The following is a 19,820-nucleotide window of genomic DNA, read 5'->3' as shown; positions in this document are numbered from 1 at the left end:
TATCAGTTATCAGTTATCAGTTATCAGTTATCAGTTCACTGAAAATACTTCCCACACCCTTGTCAAGTAAATAAATCTAAAAATTTTGGCTAATTTTTGGACACCTCTCCATACTCGTCTGGAAACCACGGTGAAAAAGGGACAATTACTACCTAAAAATGCGTCTCTGTTAGTGGCATTGTCGGCAGGTCAGGATTCCCTCTGTTTAGGGCAATTATTGCTGGATTTGCGCCCTCGTTGGGGTTGGCAACTAGCGATCGCTCATTGTGATCACCGTTGGTCCTCCGACCGAGGATTAGTCACTCATGTGCGGGAAATCGCCGAAATTTGGCAATTACCTGTTTATATTACCACCGCACCCCCCATGGCGGAAACGGAAGCCAAGGCCCGACAATGGCGTTATCAAGCTTTACAAACAATCGCCCAAGAACAGGGTTTTAATTATCTTCTCACGGCACACACGAGGAGCGATCGAGCGGAAACTTTTCTTTATAATCTCACGCGCGGGGCGGGTAGTGATGGACTTTCTGCCTTAACTTGGTTGACAAGTTTAACCCCAGATATTTTTTTAGTCCGTCCCCTCTTAAATGTCACTCGCGGGGAAACTTTCGCTTTTTGTCAAAGTCGAGAATTACCGATCTGGTATGATCGAGCTAATGAGAATTTACGCTATGCTCGCAATCGCATCCGTCTGGAATTATTACCCTACCTGCAAACTAATTTAAATCCCCAAATCGAAAAACATCTCGCCCAAACTGCCGAAATTTTGGAAGCAGAAAGCGATTATTTAGATAGTATTGCCCGGGATATTTTTCGTCAGGTTATCGATCTAGATCAACAAAGACTCGATCGCTCCCCTTTACAAATTCTACCTCTAGCGATACAAAGACGAGTGATTCGTTTATTTTTGGCTCAATATTTACCCTCATCCCCTAATTTTGCCGAAGTTGAGTCAGTGGTTAATCTCATTACCGGTGTTAATCGCGATGCCACTTCTTCCTTAACTGGCAAAATTCGGGTAGAAGTACAACAAAATTGGCTACATATCAGTTATCAGTGATCAGTTATCAGTTATCAGATTACAGTTTTAAGTGGACAGTGTTAGGGGAAAACTTCGCTACTTTCTTTTCACTGATTACTGCTTACTGTTTACTGTTCACTGAAAAACCCCATCTCCCCATTCTAGTTATCTCTAGCTAACTTTTACAGCAATTGGTTTAAGAAGAAACTATAATTAGTAATACGATTAAACTAAAAATAAAATTGGCGTAGAATAATGAGCGAAACTAAAGTAATTAATCGAGAAAATTTACTGGTCAGTCTCCGGCAACAACTGCGCGCGGGACAACAGGAATTAGCCGATTGGCAAGGGGGAAAAATGGCCATTTCTGCGGTGCCGGGGGCGGGAAAATCCCACAGTTTGGCCGTAGCTGCCGCCATGGTTATTGCTCGTGAGCAACTTCATGCTAAAAAACAGTTAATTATTGTCACCTACACGCGCTCCGCTGCCGCTAGTATTAAAGCTAAAATTAAACAACGCTTGCAAGATTTACAACTTTCAGCCCAAGGGTTCAGCGTCCAAACTCTGCACGGACTGGCCCTACAATTGGCCCGTCGTTACCCGGAATTATCGGGATTAGACCTCGAATCTTCTACCTTAGTTATTCCGACTCCTAGCCACAGAATTATTAGAAACTCGGTGGAAAAATGGCTAATTGCCGACCCAATTCGTTATCAAAAGTTATTAGAAGGAGTGGAATTTGATGGGGAAGAAACCGAAAGATTACGCCGTCAATCGGTGCTGAGAACCGAAATTTTACCTAGTCTTGCCTATACGGCCATTCATGAGCTAAAAAGTTCTGGATTATCACCGCAGCAAGTCTGGGAATTAAGCCACTATACCGACGATAATTATCAAATTCTCGCTATTGCTAGTGGTTTGTACCAACAGTATGAAATCCTGATGCGTCAGAAAAACTATATAGATTATGATGACATGATTTTAGGAGCCTTGCGGGTATTAGAGGAAGACAAAATTCGCCGACAATGGCAAAAATCTGTCTTTGGAGTCTTTGAAGATGAGGCACAGGATTCTAGTCCTCTCCAAGAAAAACTAATTACTATTTTAGCAAAAAATAATGACGAGGAAATACCTAATTTAATTCGCGTCGGCGATCCCAATCAAGCCATTAATTCTACCTTTACCCCCGCCGATCCTGTTTACTTTAATTGGTTTTGTGAAAGTTGTCAAAGCGAAGGCAATTTATCGACTATGAACCAAGCAGGTCGCAGCAATACTAAAATTATTGAAGCTGCTAATTTAGTGTTACAATGGGTCGATCGAGATTGGAAACAGGGAAAAGATAATCATAAAGTTACCGAGGCTCCTTTTCGAGTTCAAGCGATTCTTCCCGTCGGTGCTGAAGATCCCCAACCTAATCCAGTTAAGGAGGGAAAAGGATTAGAAATTTATCAACCCGATGACATTTATCAAACAGTAGAATTAATTGAAAAACGTCTAGTTAAATTACTCCAAGAAAACCCTCAACATAATGCGGCTATCCTCGTTAGAGAAAATCGACAAGGACACTTTTTTGCTCAAAAATTTGCCCATTTTTACAAAAGTTATCAAATCAGAATTTTTGAAGCTAACGAGATCGATCGCTTTTCCCAAATTCCCGCCGAAATGCTGAAACTATTAGCTTTTGTCGAACGTCCCCACTCTCCTGATTATCTCAAAGCGGCTTTAGAAGTGCTACAATTTAGGGGTTTAATTACTGCCCAAGACTTAAATCCTTTAGTTACCTATCCCGAACAATTTCTTTATCCCACTCCCCTCGATCCCGAACTGAAATCTAACGAAAAAATCGCCCGTCGTTATTGCTGCAGTTTACTAAAAGCTAGATTAGAATTACCCCATTATCAACTCCTGTCTTTTTTCGCTATGACTCTCCAATATTCCAGTTCAGAATTAGCCACTTTGCAAAAATTAACCGCCCGTATTTATCAGGAAACTGCTGGTAATAGTTCTCTAAAAAATACAATTAACACCCTTAATGAAATTATCGCCTCTGAGCGCTTTGAAGGAGTGGAAGAAGATAACGATGATTGTTATACTCGTCCTGAACAACTGACGATTATTACTATGCACAAAGCCAAGGGTTTAGACTGGGATTATGTTTTTATTCCCTTTCTTCACGAAGATATTATCCCAGGCAAACCTTGGATACCCAATGGGGCGAAATTTTTGGCAGATTTTACCCTCGCAGAAGTGGCACGAGCGCAAATTCGAGCAGCGGTTCATCAACGCTATTTAAACCCCGACAGCATACCAATTATTCCCCCACCTCTAAGCGCTTGGTTAGAAGCTGGACAACTTAAAAAAGCTGAAGAATACCGACTTTTGTATGTAGCGATGACGCGAGCAAAAAGACTTTTATGGATGTCGAGTGAAAAAAAAGCTCCCTTCCGTTGGAACACTTTTCGCGGGGATGAAAGTAGTCAATTACAGGATAAAAATCCCTGTCCTGTCTTTCCTGTTTTAATCAATGCTTTCCCCGATTCTTTCTGTGTTTAACTGTTGCTGCAGCGTCCGCGGATAAAGAATTAGGAAGACAAACCACCAGAGGAGTATGGGAATAGATAGGAGTAGAGTTAACCAGAGACGCTGGGTTAAAAACCAACAGCCGGCAATCAGGGTAATTCCTGTCAACAAAATCGACCAAGGTTGACACCAACGGGGTTTGTGATTCCAAACGTTATCGGATTTCGAGTTAGACATTAGTTAAGGGGCGGTAATTTACTAACTTGATTTTATAGTGATCGAGCTTAAAAAACGCTTGGGAAGACCGAAAGAGTCAAAAATTACTCGATTTACTTATTTAAAAATCACTCCCCGCAATCATAGCCGCTAATAAAATAAAACCGACCCAAACATTTTGACCGAACATTTGACCATAAACTGGTTTAGGTAAATCCGATTGACGTAACAACCAGTATTGACGCAACCAAGCGATCGCCGCTAGACCCAACCCTAGCCAAAAAAAGGCTGATAACTGCATTTTTTGCCCCTCCCAAGCCAATAAACCCACTGTTAGGGCAAAAAAGACCACCACGGCTTCCGGGGCGTATTTGCCGAAAAATATGGCACTAGAGTTAATACCAACCTTGAGATCATCCTCTCGATCGGACAGAGCATAAATAGTATCAAATGCCAATGTCCAAAAAATCACCGCTCCCCATAATATAAATGTATTGCTATTTAACGACCCGGTGACGGCACTCCAACAGATTAAAACCGCAAAACCCCAAGCGAGAGAAAGAACCAATTGGGGTACAGGAAAAAAACGCTTGGCGAGGGGATAGCAGATAATCAAGGGAACGGCGGCCACACATAGGCAAAAACTCAGGAAATTCAGATATAAAGCTAAAATTGCGGCGCAAAAGAAAGCAATCAGAGCGATAATCAAACCAACCTTGATCGATAAAGCTCTGGCCGCTAAAGGACGGTTACGAGTGCGATCGACTTGTGGATCGATATCGCGATCCCAAAGATCGTTAACCACACAACCGGCGGCGCTAGTGGCCAAAGTTCCCAAAACGATCACCCCGATCAAGGGTAGCGGTGGCACCCCGTCTGCCGCCAAAAATACCGCCCATAAAGCGGGAACCATCAAAATTAACCTACCTGCGGGTTTATCCCAGCGCAAGAGGCGAATAATCGTCATCCAAGTGGGTTCTAGATCGGGTTGGGATATAGTCATAATTTCTCGTAAAAAGTAGAAACTAGGAGTTAAGGGGGAGATGGGGAAGTGGGGAGAAAAAAGCTGCCTTTTGCCTTTCCTAACCAAGAAGTTAATTTTGCACGACTACCTACTTAACGTGATTACCAGCCCCAACTATTGGGAACGCCTTTAAACGGACCAACTACATCGGAGGTTATCCATCCCCCGTAAAAGTTGCCCGGTTGCGGTTGTACTAATTCCCCGTCGGCATAACAAGCGCTCATTTTGGCAGGATAAAAAGCCAGATAATTCTTAATTGCCTGAAACTCTGGTGTCGGGTCCGGATAATACCAAGCGGCGTTAATTGCCTGTTGGTCGCCAACGGTGATATTGTAATATCCCGCTAGACCTTTCCACTCACAAAAAGACTTTTCTGCTGTGGCTTGCAGGTATTCCATTTTAATATCTTGGGGCGGTAGATAATAAACTGGAGGATGACTGGTTTCTAGAACTCGATAACTGCTTTTAGTATCGGCAATTATCACCCCATTAAAGATAATTTTTAGGTGTTTAGGCGATAATTCTAGGCGCGGGGGACGAGGATAATCCCAGACGGATTCCTGTCCTGCTTTTGCTGGTATCGGTTGGGGACGAAACATAATTTTTCTTATCGTATTCTCCGAGTCAGTTCACTGTTCACTGTTTACTGATTACTGATCACTGAAAAGAGTTTTCTCAGGGTTTCCACTCGTTCTCGATTGACATTTAAATCCGATTCTCCTAACCGGGAGGCCGAGCGAACATCGATCGCATTTTTGCTAGGATTGAGAGAAAATTCCAGATCATCGACAAATCCCATCCATTGACTGCTAAATTCGGCGTAGAGATAGTTACTATCTTGGCTAATAATTTTAGTTCTCGGTTGGGAGGCGATAATTTTAGCTAATTGCTCGATCGCTTTTTCACCGCTACCCTGATAACTAAGGGGTTCGATCGAATGAGCTGGATCCTGACTCTGACTACTAACACAATTAGGAGTGACTGGACAAGGAGCCAGTTTACCCTCCCTGACTCCCAAATAATCGGGACGAGTACCGGCGAATAAACTGACGCTATCGGGAGCAATTAACCTAATTCCTAGCCAGATGAGCAGTATTCCCAGGAAAATAAACGGGGTTAGCCGGAAAGATTTTTTCACCGTGTCGGAAGTTTCAGTCATGCTAGTCTCACAGAATCACTTCAATTAACTTAACATTGATAGGTGTGACAATATCAGGAGATAGAATAAGATGTTTCTCGATGAATTACAACCCGTTGTTAAAGAACTGATTCAACAACCGATCGCTTTTTTCGGTGGTTTTGCCTCTGGATTACTGCGCTTGAAACTTTCGGACGATCCCCTCAAAAAATGGTTAGAACAGCAGGGATTAGTCAGTTTTAACGACAATAATCAGGATAACGGCAACGGTCCCCAGTCGATCTCGATCGATTAGGGATCAGGGGTTAGCTGTTGGGGGTGAGGGTATTCTCCCATCCCCAAAACCCCCCGCTTACCACCCCATCAGCTTAACTTGTTGCTGAAAGTAGATAAATTTCCTCGGCTACTCGTTTTAAGCGTCTTAATTGCGCTTCCATATCCTTTTTAGTCCATTTGGCGGCGAATTGCTGGAATCCCCACCCCACAACCGGATTGGGAATCGCAAACTCAAAACGATTGATTAGACAAGTGCCGCCATCATTGGGTTGACATTCCCAGCGATCGCATCCGCGAAAAAAGCCTTCAAATTGCCAGACAATTAACCCCGGTTCCCTCTCAATCACCGTACTTTTCAGCGTTGGCTGAATTAGGGGAATTTGAATCAAAAAACGACTTCTCCCACCGATATCGGTCTTCCAATCCCCGATAGGTTCACAAACTAACACCGGATTCAACCAACGACGCATTAACTCTAAATCCGTGATACAACGCTCTACCGTCGTGGCACTAGCTTTAATCTGAATTGATTGTTCAAATACTTGACAAGATGACATTGATCTGCTTATAAATTGCTGGCTGAGAATTATCGGTAGTCGGACAAAAGTAAAGTTAACTGTGCAGACAAGGCAACAGTAAGGGTTTCGGCCTTGGTTACATTTCTTAACATAGTCTTGTTTATAGCCTTTCTCATCAAGATGAAGTGTAACCTAATTTGCTATTGGAGTCAGGTTTGTCTAGAAAACGGGTTTCTTAAAGAAACCCGTTTTCTGTTATTAAAGACTAATTATTTAGGATTTGCTGAAAAACTTTTTGCCGCAAACCCTAACTATAGGCTCAAGCTCACTTTTTCACCAACTTGACAAATTCTCGAAAACGTTGGCGTAAACTCTCGATATTAGCCGATTTCCCGCCGTAACGCCAATCAACGTAGGCGCGAGCAATTTCCTCGATAATATTCGCCACCGGGGGCGGTTGGACAATGCGGGCGGCGGCGGCGTATTCTAAAGGGGTTTGAGCGGGATGTTTACCATAACCGGCTTCTGTTAAGATTCCTAACATTTGCTGGTATAAACGCTCGATTGGTGGTAGTTTTGCCAACTTGCGACCCCGACGCCAACGATGGAACTGTCCCCATCCTAACCAACCAGCGTAAGCGAAGACGACCCCCACTAAACCGCCGAGAATTCCCCCTAAAAGACTGCTGGAAATAAAGCGCCATAACCATGCCAATAACTTACCGATAGTAACGATAACATTTTCCCAAATCAGACCGAGAAAACCCGTTACTGGAGAGGGCAACCATCCGGCTACCCATTGCCAAAATTGCTTGAGGACGCTAAAAGGTTCCACTTCCTCAAAGGATGGGGGAATTAATTCGTGGCCCGGGATAGGATCGAAAGTGTACCAACCGTAACCTGGAAAAAACACCTCTGTGATGGCGTAAGCGTCCGTATTTTGGACAACATAAAAGCCAGTGAAAGGATTAAACTGGCCAGGAGCAAAACCGGTGGCTAATCGGGCAGGAATACCGATCGAGCGTAACATAATCGTTAACACGGTGGAAAAATGATCGGCGTAACCCCCCTGAAAACGAAACAAAAAGGCCGAGACTAAATCCTCATTTTCGGCTAAAAAGGGCAAATCGGTTTTTAATTCATAGTTTTGCTTTAATGCTTGGGCCAAATATAGGGCCTTCTCGTAGGGAGAGGTTAACGGTGTGGGAGATTTTGCCAGCAATTCCTCGGTTTTTCGGCGGACTTTCGGGGCAATTTCGGCAGGAATTTGTAAATAATACTTGAGAATAGCCTTCGGGTAAGTTTCTGGGGCCGATCGCAGTTGGCTGCGATTGCGTTCCGGCACTTGTGAGATTACAGTATAAGTTAGCCCTTCCGCTAACCCCCCCGGCGACCTTAAGCTATTTTCTCGGTCTAAAGATACCTGTCGGGTAGGAAAAAAGAGAAACTGAGGCGAAGTAAGAGCGGGGATAATATTCGGTAAACTGGAGACAATGCTGTAAGTTTGGACTACCTGATGGGTTTTTGCCTGGGTTGCAGGTAGCGGCACAAAAAAGCGATAGGACCAACTACTGCGATTTAAATCCTCTACTTCTTGATCTCGCGAGATTTGCCACCCTTGACCAGTATAGCGATCAAAGGCCATGGACCGCCAGAATCCGGGGGCTTGAGAACGTACCCGCATGACTATTTCTGGAGTCATACTTCCCCGCAAATTTTGGTTGATTTGGGGGTTAAAACCGTAATAAAAGGTAGAATCTAGCTGTCCTGACCCCGTAGTGGGACTATTACCGCCATTTACGCCACCATTCCCCGTTTCACCCTCGCGCACATAGCCGGGGTTAACGATTTGTCGGTCTCCCTGTTCAAAATCCTGATTTTCCATACCTCCTGGACTATTGACGGGAAAAGATTGAATTTGATAACCCGGAAAACGCGGCATCAGGGCAAAAATTGTCAATCCCAAGAGGAGAATTGTCAGAAAGAAAATCCCAAAACGTTTGGGAGAAAGGGGAGAATTTTGTGGGGAAACTAATTTTTTTGTGGCTAGACGCGGGGATTTCCTTGAGAAGAAAGGGAGACTCTGATTGAGATTATCTAAACCTAAACGAGAACGATAGTCTAAAACTAGGGTAGGTAGGGATAAAAGCAGAAAGAGGATTAACCAAGGCGCAAAAGCGAGGGTTTGGGAGATTGTCCCGGCGACTCCCAAGAGAATTAAACCGATTACCATAGAATACCCTAAATCTTTGCGTCGGGGCAGGTCAAAACTATGGAGAATTTGTAATTGAATTAATAATTGTGTTAAGGCAATGCGACTATCCTGCATCGCAACGATATCACCCAAGAATAGCGCCAACACTACCAACATTCCGATGGCTATACAAAATTTTGCCCCAATATTGCGCTTTTTCCTGCGTCGCCAACTCCAGATTCCGCCGATAATACTGAGAGGAACAGCCCAAATACTGGTATAACTATCGGTAGCCACATCGGTGGCGATAATACCCACGATTACTAAAGCTTGCACCAGAATTCTTAAAATAATCGATTCCTCGGTTTCCGGCAAGGGAGAAGATTCTATCTTTTGCCAGAGGGTTTTTAAGGAAGGTCTTGGACGAGCGGCACTGCTAACCATAGGGTAAATTGGCAGAAGGATCAAAAAGTTAATTTTATGTTTCCCAGTTCTAATCTCGATCGCTCCATGGGGTAAAGTGGATTTTAGATGTCAGGAGTCAGGAGACAGGAGACAGGAGACTCCGAGACAGGAGAAGGGAGCAGGGGAGATAGGGAGAAAAAAGCTGATTACTGATAACTGATTACTGATAACTGATTACTGACCTATGATAGCCGTTACCAAGCCTGAAATTTTACCGTTACTTCATCCCCTGATTGGACAATTAGCCACGGCAATTCTGTCCCACTGGGAAAATTATCTTGATTTGTCGCCCTTTGAGTTGCCGGAAGGTTTAGGCTATGTGGAGGGACGTTTAGAAGGGGAAAAATTAATTATCGAGAATCGCTGCTATCAAACTCCCCAGTTCCGCAAAATGCACCTAGAACTGGCTAAACTGGGCAATAGTTTGGATATCCTTCACTGTGTCATGTTCCCCCGTCCAGAATATCCGCTGCCGATGTTCGGATGTGATATAGTCTCCGGCAAAGCGGGAATCAGTGCCGCTATTGTGGATCTTTCTCCCACCAGTGGCGATAAAACTCTCCCTAGTGCCTATAATCAAGCTTTAGCGGCTCTACCTGGGGCTGATTTCGCCCAAGCTCGTGATTTACCGCCTTGGGGTCATATTTTCTCCCAATATTGTCTGTTTATTCGTCCCGCAACCGCCGCCGAGGAACGACAATTTTTACAAAGAGTAACAGATTTCTTGACAATTCACTGCAAATGTGCTAAGGCAAGTCAGCCTCTTTCCGGGGAAGAAGCGCGCATTTATTTACAGGGACAACGGGATTATTGTAGTCAACAGCAAAAAAACGATAAAACTCGGCGTGTACTAGAAAAAGCCTTTGGTTGGGAATGGGCAGAGCGTTATATGACGGGTGTTCTCTTTGATTTGCCCGATTAAACTGAACTATCCCTTTCCCCCTTGCTACTAGGGTTGATTCATCGTAGGGTTGATTCATCGTAGGGTTGATTCATGAATCAACCCTATCCTTAATAAGGGGGGAGCCGACAATTTTTAACACCTACCCACTTATTTAGAGATTTTCTGCAACTTCATCGCTATTTTTCCCATTTTTGAACTCTCAAAAATTAATTAGGGCAGAAGTCTCTTGAAACTTAACAATATTAATAGACAAGGACAGGAAAATAATTGCTAGATTGATTTAGGTACAGTTAACTGTAACCGCGAGAACAAGAGAAAAAAAGCGGTTTTCCCCGGTAAAACCGCCAAAAAGCCCTAGCTTAATTTCTCGATTCTGACAATTAAATAAATATTAAAACAGCCGATGAATCTAACGAACTTTCCTTGGTTAACTGCCATCATCCTTTTTCCCATCGTCGCCGCTTTATTGGTTCCCATAATTCCCGATAAAGACGGTAAAACCGTGAGATGGTTTGCTCTGACGGTGGGATTAATCGACTTTGCCCTAATTATCTACGCTTTCTATACCAGTTACGATTTCGCTAATCCCAATCTGCAATTAGTGGAAAGTTACCAATGGTTGCCCGAAATTGACCTAAGATGGTCTTTAGGAGCCGATGGCCTCTCCATGCCTCTGATTATCTTAACGGGATTTATCACCACTCTGGCTATCTTAGCGGCTTGGCCGGTGACTTTTAAACCGAAACTATTCTACTTCCTGATGCTGTTGATGTACGGGGGACAGATTGCGGTGTTTGCCGTCCAGGATCTGTTACTGTTCTTCCTCGTCTGGGAATTAGAATTAGTCCCCGTCTATCTCATCCTCTCCATTTGGGGCGGTAAACGCCGTCTCTACGCGGCCACCAAATTTATCCTTTACACCGCCGGAGGCTCTCTCTTCATCCTTGTAGCGGCGCTGACGATGGCTTTTTATGGCGATACCGTCTCCTTTGACATGGTGACTATTGCTGGCAAGGATTTCCCCCTGAAACTGCAATTATTCCTCTACGCCGGTTTTCTGATTGCCTACGGGGTAAAACTGCCGATTTTCCCCCTCCATACTTGGCTACCGGATGCCCACGGCGAAGCCACTGCCCCCGCCCATATGTTACTAGCGGGAATTTTGCTTAAAATGGGTGGTTATGCGCTCTTACGGATGAATATGGGGATGTTACCCGATGCTCACGCCGTTTTCGCCCCCGTTTTGGTGATTTTAGGGGTAGTTAATATTATCTACGCCGCCTTAACCTCCTTTGCCCAACGCAATCTTAAGCGCAAAATTGCCTATTCTTCCATCTCTCACATGGGATTTGTGCTGATTGGCATGGCTTCCTTTACCGATATTGGTACAAGTGGGGCGATGTTACAGATGATTTCCCACGGACTGATTGGGGCGAGTTTATTCTTTATGGTCGGTTGTACCTACGATCGCACCCATACCCTGATGTTAGACGAGATGGGCGGTGTCGGCAAGAAAATGAAGAAAGTTTTTGCCATGTGGACCACCTGTTCCCTCGCTTCCCTAGCTTTGCCCGGGATGAGCGGTTTTGTGGCGGAATTAATGGTATTTATCGGTTTTGCCACCAGTGATGCCTATAGTCCCACTTTCCGCGTTATTATCGTCTTTTTAGCGGCTATCGGTGTCATTCTCACCCCGATTTATCTCTTGTCCATGTTGCGAGAAATTCTCTATGGGCCGGAAAATAAGGAATTAGAAGAACACCATGCCCTAGTAGATGCGGAACCCCGGGAAGTCTTTATCATCGCTTCTCTATTAGTGCCAATTATCGGCATTGGACTCTATCCCAAAGTAGCCACGACAATTTACGATGCTACTACCAATAAATTAACCGCCCTAGCGCGTAATTCTGTCCCCAGTTTAGTGCAACAGGCAAAGGCAAAAACCGCTAGTTTCTCCCTTTATTCCCTCAAAGCCCCCGAAATCTAAGGAGTTATCAGTTATCAGTTATCAGATTTGAGTTTTAAGTGAGCAGTATTAAATAGCAGTTTCCTACTGTCTTTTCACTGTTTACTGATTACTGTTCACTGATAACTGAAAAATCCCCACCCTACCCAATCACCTCATGTAAATCCGTCGGTGCGAGATTAGGATAAACCACTTCACCATCCTTAAACCAAATAATGCGCTGAGAGTGACGCGCCACATCAGCCTCATGAGTTACCATGACGATAGTAATGCCACTGTTATTCAATTCCGAGAAAATAGCCATCACCTCTTGGGTAGTTTTCGAGTCTAGCGCCCCCGTCGGTTCATCAGCAAGTAATAATATGGGTTGATTGACAATTGCCCTAGCAATAGCAACGCGCTGCTGTTGTCCCCCCGATAATTGATTGGGTTTATTGTGCAGTCGATTATCTAATTTTACCTTCGTTAAAGCAGCGATCGCTCTTTCCTTTCTTTCTTGGGGAGAAACCCCACCATAAATCATCGGTAACATGACATTTTCTAGTGCGCTCATCTGGGGTAAAAGATGGAATTGCTGGAAAACAAAGCCGATTTTGCGATTGCGAATCTGGGCTAAATCCCCATCCGGCAGCGTGGAAACGTCCAGATTTTCTAGATAATAAGCTCCCAAGGTGGGACGATCAAGACAGCCGATAATATTCATGGCCGTGGATTTTCCCGAACCCGATGCCCCCATAATAGCGCAATATTCCCCTTTTTTCAGGCTTAAATTGACGTTATTAAGAGCTTTAACCATGGTTTCGCCACTGCCGTAGATTTTAGATACATTTTCGAGGCGAATAATTACTGGCTGATAGACTTCGGCTTTATCGTTGCGTTCGCTGAGAGAGGAAGTATCAAAACTCATGAAATAATATAGAGATAAAACCATTAAATGCAGCTATTCTAACCTGAGCAATTCTCCATTCAAGCAACATCCTTGAGAAAACCGACTAAAGGCAAGAAAACCGGCGCTAAATTCGATCGAGCCACGGCTAAACAGGGATAGGATCGATCGCTATAATTTTCCCCCACCTGCAAGGGAAAAATCTTTTCTCCTAAAGAGATAAATACTCCGCCAGCGGCCTGTAGAATTGCCCAGACCGCAGCAATATCCCAGACTTTCGGGGTTGCTTCCACTCCTCCCAACACCGTGCCATCGGCAACCAAAAGCAGATTATAACTAGCCACTCCTATCATCCGCACTTTGCAGGGAAAGGGATTTTTAAATATATCTGTACTACGGGCGCAGAGATTAAACAGATGATTTTTGCTAGGAAAATCGTCGCTGGTGTGAATCGGTTGACCATCGCGGTAGGCCCCCTCTGGACCGGTTAAACCCGTCTCACCGTACCAATAACCATAATAGGCCTGTTTTAGGCAGGGGAGATAAACAAATCCGAACACGGGAGTCCCCCGGTAGAGAAGTCCTAGGGAAATGCCCCAGATGGGAATACCGCGAGTAAAATTAGTTGTACCGTCGATTGGATCCACTACCCAACACCATTCTTGATCCGGGAAAATATGGGTAGTTTCCTCGGTTAGGACTCCATGGTCCTGGAAAGTGCGGGCAATTAGCGATCGCAATTCCCCATCGGACCAACGGTCGGCAGCCGTCACTAAAGTCCCGTCTGCTTTATTGGTGGCCTGTAATTTGCCAAAATCAGCTAGTAGGCGATCGCCCACCAGCTCGGTAGCCTGATAACAAAAGTCTAAAACCTGACTCCAAAAAGTTTCCATAATTTTCTCGTTCGTCTTCTAGTAGAATATTAAATCATTGTCTAAACTTAGGTAGTCGAGATTGAGCGCGGAAGCCCACCAGGAGATCAGACTAGCTACCCGTCTAGAAGCGATACTTTACCTAAAAGGGCAGCCTGTCCCCTTAACCGAGATGGTGACATTAACCAACAGCGATCGCTTGACGGTGGAAGATGCCATGATCGAGTTAATGTCCGATTATGCCCACCGGGATAGTGCCTTGGAAGTGGTGGAAACCCCCCTCGGTTATAGTTTACAATTGCGGTCAGCTTATCAGAATTTGATCGAAGACCTGATCCCGGCCGAATTAGGCACGGGAACTCTCCGTACTTTAGCAGCGATCGCACTGAAAGAACCGATTTTGCAAGCGGATTTAATTAATTTACGGGGCAGTACGGCCTATCAACAGGTTCAGGACTTGGTAGAACGAGGATTTGTGAGAAAACGCAAGCAAAACGAAGGTAGATCCTACTGGTTAGAAGTAACCGATAAATTTCATCAATATTTCGAGGTTGACAATCTTAGGGAACAGGGTATTCTGGAAGCTACCGCTCAGGAATAAGGAGAGAGAGGGTATATTATGGGTGAATATTTCTGATCACTGAGCTAAACTTGAGGAAGATGGGGGGACTTCGGGCAATCAAGAAGAGCGATTTGTTAACCTAAATCTAATAACCACTACAGCGTGGGAGTTCTGATGACTTTTAATCCTGATTTTTTTCCCTGGGAAACCGAAGAACAAAATGATAACTGTCTGATGCAGTATCTCCAGCAGCAGCATCCTGAAACCCTTGAGAGAATAGCCCAATCGGTCAGTAGCGAAATTAAAGATATTATCTCGCAAAACGTCAAGGGATTGGTGGGAATGTTGCCCTCAGAGGATTTTGCGGTACAAATTACCACCGACCGCGAGAATTTGGCTAATCTTCTCGCTTCAGCGATGATGACCGGTTATTTCCTCGGTCAAGTGGAGAAGCGCCATCATTTAGAATCAATTTTGTTAGCTACAGAATCAATTAAATTAGGCAAAAAACCAAAAATAGATTAATCTTCACCGAAGACAGAGACACTTTCATCGGTGTCTCTATCACTTTTTAACCCCCTTTGGCAAAACTCACCATCACCAAAATCGAGAGCAGGATACCGGGGACAAGTAAACCCGCTAATAATCCAAATTCAGTCAGCGTCATAGGAGAATATGCCCAAAATTCCATCACTTCCCACTCTAACCCCCTCTTCCGGCCACCTCAACAAAGCTTAAGGAAAATTTAAAGCCTTTTACCAGTTTTTCTCCTATCAGTTGTCCGACTAGACAAACCAAAAAGAGTCTTTTTGATGTTGCCAAGCGGTTTATAAGTAGCTGGTTATAATTAAATTAAAAATGGATTTTAGGTTCGATCCCCCCTGCCCCCCCTTGATAAGGTAGGGTTGATTCATGAATCAACCCTACGCTTGATAAGGGGGGTGTCTGATAATTTTTAACGCCTACCTACTTAATTCTTTTTTCAGCGCCCCGTATAAAGCTGAATAATCGTCCTCTGCGAATCCCATTTCTAAAGCTTTTTCAAGAAGGCGCTGTACTCCTGTTAGGGGAAAAGTATTTAAATCTAACTTCTCCGATTCCTCTAAAAAGAGATTGACATCTTTGAGTAAATGTTTAGTGGGAAAATTAGGGTTAGCATAATTTTCTTCTAACATTCTGGTTAATTTTTTGTCAAAAGTAGGCGCATATAAGGCACTTTGACGCAGGATAGTCATGAATTTTTCTAGATCTACTCCTTGCTGGGATAAAAAAGCTAAACTCAAAGCAAAAGCACTGGTTAGAGCGGCAATTAATTGATTTAAAGCTAATTTTAACGCCGCGGCGGTTCCCACTTCCCCGATTAACATCGGTTCTTGACCAAAATGTGCTAATAAATTTGACCATTGATGGAACTGTTTCTCCGTTGCTCCCACCATAACTAAGAGAGTCCCCTTTTTAGCTTCGGGAATACTTCCTAAAACGGGTGCTTCTAGATATTCTCCCCCTTTAGCAACAATTTGATCTCGCAGTTGTTTACTTTCAGAAGGGGCAATGGTTCCCATCTGGATAATAGTACGATTATTGAAGTTGGATTGCTCGGAATTTAATCCTAAAACCTCTTGGATAGCGGCGGCATTAGTTAACATTAAAATCAGACAATCTGCCTCTTGAATTACCTGATCGGGACAGCTAACTGTTTTGGCTCCTAACTGCTGTAAAGCTGTCAATTTTTCTAAGGTGCGATTATAGGCAATAACAGAAATTCTCTGATTTAATAATCTTTCCAGCATTGGCGTTCCCATTAATCCCGTTCCCAAAAATCCAACTTTCATAACTTAATTTTTCCTGATTTAGTGATTAGTTTTTACTTGTTTTTATGGCTGTCCAATGACGTTCGGAAGACTGATAAATTTTAACATTTTTTAATCCCGATTGCTGGATTAAATCGGCAATTTCTGCTAGGGTAAAAGCGGCCTGGAGAGAATCTTTAAATAGTTGCGCTTGTCGTGGAGAAAAATTAGGATCGATTTCCCTCACCATCCCCTGGATTATTTCCTCGGAATCGGGACGGAATAAATCTCTTAAAAAGATGCCACCATTGGGTTTTAAAACTCGCTTAATTTCGCGTAAAAAAGGCAGAGGATTTTCGAGATGGTGGATTAAACTATTAGAAATAACTAAATCAAATTGCTCGGATTGGTAAGGAAGATTTTTCCCATCAACTTTTTCTAATTTTATCTGTTCTTGACAGTTAGCATTAAGGATATTTTTTTGACCAATTTCTAACATAGAATCGGCCAGATCAATAGCGATAATTTGCCATTGGGGACGTAGTTGACTGAGTATAATCGGAATGCGTGCAGTACCGGTTCCTACATCTAACACCCTAGCATTAATACCGGCCAATTGTACGGCTTCTTTAGCGAAATTAGTATTAACTTCTGTGAAGTCCATGGCATCATATTCGATCGCTTCTTCCCGATCATCCATTACTTCTGGTTCTAAAATTCTTTCCATAGAAAAGCTATCTTTAGGGATTACAATATTCACAATACATTGGATCGGCGGTTTTTTGACCGTTGGGAAAGAGTTTTTCCTCTCGATAATCACACCTTTGACAACCGTATAGTTCCAGTTTAATCAAAGAGGTGGGAAAGTGACATAAACCACAGGGTAAACCCGCTTTTCTTTCGATAATATCAAACCCCGGACAACCACAATTAGGACATAATTGATTAAGTTTCTGCACCAGATTTGCTGTCGCAGCTGCAATTGCTTTCATCCGCGTGGGATTGTGCATAGCGCGCATATCGGTTTCTAGGTGTACTTTGCCGTTTTTGTCAAGAATATCTTCAACAATTTTAACTAAATTTTTCTGGTCAGTAATTCCCTTAAAAATATGCTCAGAGTCGAGAGAATTTTTATCAAACATCACCACTAAACCATGACTAGGAAAGCCGATTTTTTCGGCAAATTCTAAAGCAGCTGCTAGATTAGTTACAGTTTGGTGAGCGTGATTAGTTTCCGTGACTATTGCTTGACCAATTATTTCTAGATTATGGACTCGATCGAACAATAAAATCAATTCACGATTACAGGAAACTAGCGGCAAGTTAGGATAGGGATAAAAACTACCCTCACTAGCAATTCCGATATCGTATCCCGAAAGCTCGATCGCTTGTTGTGCCTTCCCGCGAGCGGTTTCAATTTGTGTCCCGATGCGCTTAATATCCCGGGTAAAAGTGCCAAAGCGATCGGTATCAAAATTATCGGGTACAATCACCTTAAGGCCTATTTCTTGCGCTAAAATCGGTGCAATCACCCGCTCTTTTCCGTGCATAGTCCCTAAAATTGCTATCCGATCTTGAAACATCTTTGTCAAGTAAAAAGGAGACAGGAGACAAATTCACCTGATAACTGATGGTGGGTTACGGCGAATACTAAATAGGTGGTAAAATATCTAAATTATTGTCGCCTAACCCACGCTACACTAAGTTTCTGGGGTTTTTCCCTGAGCTTGTTTTAATCTTTCTGCTGCTGTTTCCATGACTTCTGCAAAGTTTTCGAGAATTTCCCCGGGGTGCGCTTCCAGGATTTTTGTAGATAGGGAAATGCGGTTTTTATATTCGTCAATTTCCGCGACTACCACTTGAATTGCCTGACCAACTTTAAAGAAAGTCATGGGAGAATTAAAAGAGGCTCCTGTCACCTGTTTAGCATGGAGTAATCCCGTCACTCCACCGCAATCGACAAAGACACCGTAGGGTTGTAATTTAACCACGGTGCCACTTAATAATTTACCCACAGCTAATTGACTGATAGCGTTAGCGCGAGCAATTTCTCGCTGAGATAAAACTAATTTATTATTTTCTTGATCGATTTGAATAAAAGTTGCGGTTAAAAGTTGTCCGATCAGGGAATCTAAATCATTTTTTTCGATTAAATGGGAGCGAGGGATAAATCCTTTTAATCCTTCCACTTCTCCCGTCACTCCCCCCTTATTCACCCCCGTGACGCGCAGCTGTACCGACTTGCCACTTTCAGAGATTTCCCTGACATTTTCCCAAGCTTTTTGTAGTAATAATTGCCGCAGAGACAGGGTAACTTGTCCTTCCGCGTCCTGTCCACGGGTAATCAGAAAATCGAATTCTGCATCTATGGGTAAAGCTTCGGCAATGGAAGTAACATTTTCCAGGGAAATTTCCCTTAAAGAAATAAAAGCGGAGGATTTGCCGCCAATATCGATGAATGCTCCATCGGAGGTGTGTTGATCGACTCTCCCGCGCACGATCTGCCCTTTTTCAAATTGATAATCGTATTGATCAAGAGCTTTGGCAAAATCGTCCATGGAAAAGGCAGGGTTCGGTGTCATGATAAATAGAATGGTTACAAGTATAATTTCGATCTGCTTCCAGTGTAAGCTGAAGCTTGAGGGGTCAGACCATTAAGATTTAAGAAGGCTAAATAACTCTAGCACATGATCCCAAGCAGATTTGGCCGCATTAGCATTATAACTAGCCCTTTGGTCGCAGAAAAAGCCATGGTCGGCATTTTCATAGCGGAAAACTCGATGAGGGATTTGATAACGGATTAATGCGTTTTCGATCTCATCCACTTGCTTTTGAGAAATACTGCTATCTAACATCCCGAAAAATGCGTAGATTGTCCCCTTGATTTGGGGAGTCACCTTCACCGTCGCTTGACCACCCCCAGGGGTTCCCGTGGTGATTCCTGCACCGTAAAAAGAGGCAGTAACTTTGATATCCTCTAGAGTGGAGACAAGATAAACCAGATGACCACCAAAACAAAAACCGATCGTGCCGACACCGGTTTTTTGCACCTGTGGCAAACTATAAAGATAATCGATGGTGGCTTGGATATCGCTGATTAATTCGGCTGCTTTGGTTTGTTCTTTGTACTGACGACCGATTTCGATATCTTCTATACTGTACCCCGTTTCAAAACCAGGAGCGAATCGCTGATAAATGGCAGGAGCGATCGCTATATAGCCTTCTTGGGCAATTCTGCGGGTGACATCGCGAATATGGTCGTTTACGCCGAATATTTCCTGAATCACGATAATTGCCGGATAAATTCCCACCCGATCGGGAATGGCTAAATAGGCATCTATGTCAATATCTTTGTTAGGAATCGTAACAGTTTGCGTATTAATAGTCATAATTTTCTCGGTGAAAAGGGTGTTAGGGTGTTAGGGTGTTAGGGTTGTAGGGTTGTAGGGTCTTAGGGTTGTAGGG

At 43.5% G+C, this 19,820-nt stretch carries 20 protein-coding genes; 7 read left to right on the top strand and 13 right to left on the bottom strand.

Annotated features, from left to right (window positions below; genetic code table 11):
- Nucleotides 1–85 precede the first annotated feature (85 nt).
- Nucleotides 86–1,060 carry a tRNA lysidine(34) synthetase TilS gene (tilS, locus tag H6G48_RS23475; RefSeq protein WP_190723510.1) on the top strand — a complete coding sequence of 325 codons (975 nt, stop codon included), beginning with the start codon at nucleotides 86–88 and terminating at the stop codon, nucleotides 1,058–1,060.
- 216 nt (nucleotides 1,061–1,276) lie between these two features.
- Nucleotides 1,277–3,577: an ATP-dependent helicase gene (locus tag H6G48_RS23470; RefSeq protein ID WP_190723508.1), complete on the top strand. Its 2,301-nt coding sequence runs from the start codon at nucleotides 1,277–1,279 to the stop codon at nucleotides 3,575–3,577.
- Here H6G48_RS23470 and H6G48_RS23465 read toward each other — a convergent pair.
- From H6G48_RS23465 to H6G48_RS23450, 4 genes are all read right to left on the bottom strand, one after another.
- On the bottom strand, nucleotides 3,542–3,781 hold the full coding sequence (locus H6G48_RS23465; protein ID WP_002736158.1) for a DUF6737 family protein: 240 nt from the start codon (nucleotides 3,779–3,781) through the stop codon (nucleotides 3,542–3,544). The genes H6G48_RS23470 and H6G48_RS23465 overlap by 36 nt on opposite strands.
- Before the next feature lie 100 nt (nucleotides 3,782–3,881).
- A complete protein-coding gene (locus H6G48_RS23460; RefSeq protein WP_190723506.1) occupies nucleotides 3,882–4,763 on the bottom strand; it encodes a 4-hydroxybenzoate solanesyltransferase in 882 nt (293 codons plus the stop codon).
- A 122-nt stretch (nucleotides 4,764–4,885) separates the two neighbouring features.
- Entirely contained in the window at nucleotides 4,886–5,383 is a 498-nt protein-coding gene (locus H6G48_RS23455) for a DUF427 domain-containing protein (RefSeq protein WP_045356290.1), read from the bottom strand.
- 44 nt (nucleotides 5,384–5,427) lie between these two features.
- Nucleotides 5,428–5,943, bottom strand: coding sequence for a DUF1499 domain-containing protein (locus H6G48_RS23450; RefSeq protein ID WP_190723504.1), 516 nt, complete (start codon nucleotides 5,941–5,943; stop codon nucleotides 5,428–5,430).
- 70 nt (nucleotides 5,944–6,013) lie between these two features.
- Here H6G48_RS23450 and H6G48_RS23445 point away from each other — a divergent pair, with 70 nt between their 5' ends.
- Nucleotides 6,014–6,217 (top strand): ssl0294 family protein, encoded by a 204-nt coding sequence (locus H6G48_RS23445; protein WP_002762986.1) that lies wholly within the window; start codon nucleotides 6,014–6,016, stop codon nucleotides 6,215–6,217.
- Nucleotides 6,218–6,290: 73 nt separating this feature from the next.
- Here the strand turns inward: H6G48_RS23445 and H6G48_RS23440 are convergent, their stop codons facing one another.
- Both H6G48_RS23440 and H6G48_RS23435 read right to left on the bottom strand, forming a co-directional pair.
- Nucleotides 6,291–6,755: an SRPBCC family protein gene (locus H6G48_RS23440; protein ID WP_002778570.1), complete on the bottom strand. Its 465-nt coding sequence runs from the start codon at nucleotides 6,753–6,755 to the stop codon at nucleotides 6,291–6,293.
- A gap of 286 nt (nucleotides 6,756–7,041) precedes the next feature.
- Nucleotides 7,042–9,354, bottom strand: a complete 2,313-nt coding sequence (locus tag H6G48_RS23435; RefSeq protein ID WP_190723502.1) for a transglutaminase TgpA family protein — start codon at nucleotides 9,352–9,354, stop codon at nucleotides 7,042–7,044.
- A gap of 205 nt (nucleotides 9,355–9,559) precedes the next feature.
- On the opposite strand from H6G48_RS23435, the gene H6G48_RS23430 reads away from it, so the two are divergent.
- Both H6G48_RS23430 and ndhD1 read left to right on the top strand, forming a co-directional pair.
- Nucleotides 9,560–10,297: a phycocyanobilin:ferredoxin oxidoreductase gene (locus H6G48_RS23430; protein WP_190723500.1), complete on the top strand. Its 738-nt coding sequence runs from the start codon at nucleotides 9,560–9,562 to the stop codon at nucleotides 10,295–10,297.
- A 385-nt stretch (nucleotides 10,298–10,682) separates the two neighbouring features.
- On the top strand, nucleotides 10,683–12,266 hold the full coding sequence (ndhD1, locus tag H6G48_RS23425) for a photosynthetic/respiratory NAD(P)H-quinone oxidoreductase subunit D1 (protein ID WP_045360515.1): 1,584 nt from the start codon (nucleotides 10,683–10,685) through the stop codon (nucleotides 12,264–12,266).
- A 121-nt stretch (nucleotides 12,267–12,387) separates the two neighbouring features.
- Here ndhD1 and H6G48_RS23420 read toward each other — a convergent pair whose 3' ends face one another.
- Both H6G48_RS23420 and H6G48_RS23415 read right to left on the bottom strand, forming a co-directional pair.
- Nucleotides 12,388–13,152 carry an ABC transporter ATP-binding protein gene (locus H6G48_RS23420; RefSeq protein ID WP_190723540.1) on the bottom strand — a complete coding sequence of 255 codons (765 nt, stop codon included), beginning with the start codon at nucleotides 13,150–13,152 and terminating at the stop codon, nucleotides 12,388–12,390.
- A gap of 59 nt (nucleotides 13,153–13,211) precedes the next feature.
- A complete protein-coding gene (locus H6G48_RS23415) occupies nucleotides 13,212–14,024 on the bottom strand; it encodes an inositol monophosphatase family protein (RefSeq protein WP_190723498.1) in 813 nt (270 codons plus the stop codon).
- Between the two features lie 61 nt (nucleotides 14,025–14,085).
- On the opposite strand from H6G48_RS23415, the gene scpB reads away from it, so the two are divergent.
- Together scpB and H6G48_RS23405 are read left to right on the top strand one after the other, a co-directional pair.
- On the top strand, nucleotides 14,086–14,604 hold the full coding sequence (gene scpB / locus H6G48_RS23410) for an SMC-Scp complex subunit ScpB (protein ID WP_190723496.1): 519 nt from the start codon (nucleotides 14,086–14,088) through the stop codon (nucleotides 14,602–14,604).
- Between the two features lie 135 nt (nucleotides 14,605–14,739).
- A complete protein-coding gene (locus tag H6G48_RS23405) occupies nucleotides 14,740–15,090 on the top strand; it encodes a DUF760 domain-containing protein (RefSeq protein ID WP_002803308.1) in 351 nt (116 codons plus the stop codon).
- A 437-nt stretch (nucleotides 15,091–15,527) separates the two neighbouring features.
- On the opposite strand, the gene H6G48_RS23400 is transcribed toward H6G48_RS23405, so the two are convergent.
- The 5 genes from H6G48_RS23400 to H6G48_RS23380 all read right to left on the bottom strand — a co-directional run bounded on the left by H6G48_RS23400 (nucleotide 15,528) and on the right by H6G48_RS23380 (nucleotide 19,744).
- A complete protein-coding gene (locus tag H6G48_RS23400; RefSeq protein ID WP_190723494.1) occupies nucleotides 15,528–16,397 on the bottom strand; it encodes an NAD(P)-dependent oxidoreductase in 870 nt (289 codons plus the stop codon).
- Nucleotides 16,398–16,422: 25 nt separating this feature from the next.
- The gene (locus H6G48_RS23395; protein WP_190723492.1) at nucleotides 16,423–17,082 is read right to left on the bottom strand and encodes a class I SAM-dependent methyltransferase; all 660 of its coding nucleotides are present in this window, start codon (nucleotides 17,080–17,082) and stop codon (nucleotides 16,423–16,425) included.
- Between the two features lie 13 nt (nucleotides 17,083–17,095).
- Nucleotides 17,096–17,938, bottom strand: coding sequence for a DUF6671 family protein (locus H6G48_RS23390; RefSeq protein ID WP_190723490.1), 843 nt, complete (start codon nucleotides 17,936–17,938; stop codon nucleotides 17,096–17,098).
- A 117-nt stretch (nucleotides 17,939–18,055) separates the two neighbouring features.
- The gene (locus H6G48_RS23385) at nucleotides 18,056–18,913 is read right to left on the bottom strand and encodes a S1 RNA-binding domain-containing protein (RefSeq protein ID WP_190723537.1); all 858 of its coding nucleotides are present in this window, start codon (nucleotides 18,911–18,913) and stop codon (nucleotides 18,056–18,058) included.
- 96 nt (nucleotides 18,914–19,009) lie between these two features.
- Nucleotides 19,010–19,744 carry a dienelactone hydrolase family protein gene (locus H6G48_RS23380; protein ID WP_190723488.1) on the bottom strand — a complete coding sequence of 245 codons (735 nt, stop codon included), beginning with the start codon at nucleotides 19,742–19,744 and terminating at the stop codon, nucleotides 19,010–19,012.
- Between the last annotated feature and the right edge of the window lie 76 nt (nucleotides 19,745–19,820).

This window comes from Microcystis flos-aquae FACHB-1344, from assembly GCF_014698375.1.
GTDB lineage: Bacteria > Cyanobacteriota > Cyanobacteriia > Cyanobacteriales > Microcystaceae > Microcystis > Microcystis aeruginosa.
This window is presented reverse-complemented; position numbering and strand designations above follow the sequence as displayed.

Coding starts and splice junctions, on each gene's coding strand:
- H6G48_RS23465 (WP_002736158.1), bottom strand. CDS start 3,781: ATGTCTAACTCGAAATCCGATAACGTTTGGAATCACAAACCCCGTTGG.
- H6G48_RS23400 (WP_190723494.1), bottom strand. CDS start 16,397: ATGAAAGTTGGATTTTTGGGAACGGGATTAATGGGAACGCCAATGCTG.
- H6G48_RS23450 (WP_190723504.1), bottom strand. CDS start 5,943: ATGACTGAAACTTCCGACACGGTGAAAAAATCTTTCCGGCTAACCCCG.
- H6G48_RS23420 (WP_190723540.1), bottom strand. CDS start 13,152: ATGAGTTTTGATACTTCCTCTCTCAGCGAACGCAACGATAAAGCCGAA.
- H6G48_RS23380 (WP_190723488.1), bottom strand. CDS start 19,744: ATGACTATTAATACGCAAACTGTTACGATTCCTAACAAAGATATTGAC.
- H6G48_RS23430 (WP_190723500.1), top strand. CDS start 9,560: ATGATAGCCGTTACCAAGCCTGAAATTTTACCGTTACTTCATCCCCTG.
- ndhD1 (WP_045360515.1), top strand. CDS start 10,683: ATGAATCTAACGAACTTTCCTTGGTTAACTGCCATCATCCTTTTTCCC.
- H6G48_RS23470 (WP_190723508.1), top strand. CDS start 1,277: ATGAGCGAAACTAAAGTAATTAATCGAGAAAATTTACTGGTCAGTCTC.
- H6G48_RS23395 (WP_190723492.1), bottom strand. CDS start 17,082: ATGGAAAGAATTTTAGAACCAGAAGTAATGGATGATCGGGAAGAAGCG.
- H6G48_RS23405 (WP_002803308.1), top strand. CDS start 14,740: ATGACTTTTAATCCTGATTTTTTTCCCTGGGAAACCGAAGAACAAAAT.
- H6G48_RS23460 (WP_190723506.1), bottom strand. CDS start 4,763: ATGACTATATCCCAACCCGATCTAGAACCCACTTGGATGACGATTATT.
- H6G48_RS23415 (WP_190723498.1), bottom strand. CDS start 14,024: ATGGAAACTTTTTGGAGTCAGGTTTTAGACTTTTGTTATCAGGCTACC.
- H6G48_RS23435 (WP_190723502.1), bottom strand. CDS start 9,354: ATGGTTAGCAGTGCCGCTCGTCCAAGACCTTCCTTAAAAACCCTCTGG.
- H6G48_RS23445 (WP_002762986.1), top strand. CDS start 6,014: ATGTTTCTCGATGAATTACAACCCGTTGTTAAAGAACTGATTCAACAA.
- H6G48_RS23385 (WP_190723537.1), bottom strand. CDS start 18,913: ATGGACGATTTTGCCAAAGCTCTTGATCAATACGATTATCAATTTGAA.
- H6G48_RS23390 (WP_190723490.1), bottom strand. CDS start 17,938: ATGTTTCAAGATCGGATAGCAATTTTAGGGACTATGCACGGAAAAGAG.
- H6G48_RS23440 (WP_002778570.1), bottom strand. CDS start 6,755: ATGTCATCTTGTCAAGTATTTGAACAATCAATTCAGATTAAAGCTAGT.
- H6G48_RS23455 (WP_045356290.1), bottom strand. CDS start 5,383: ATGTTTCGTCCCCAACCGATACCAGCAAAAGCAGGACAGGAATCCGTC.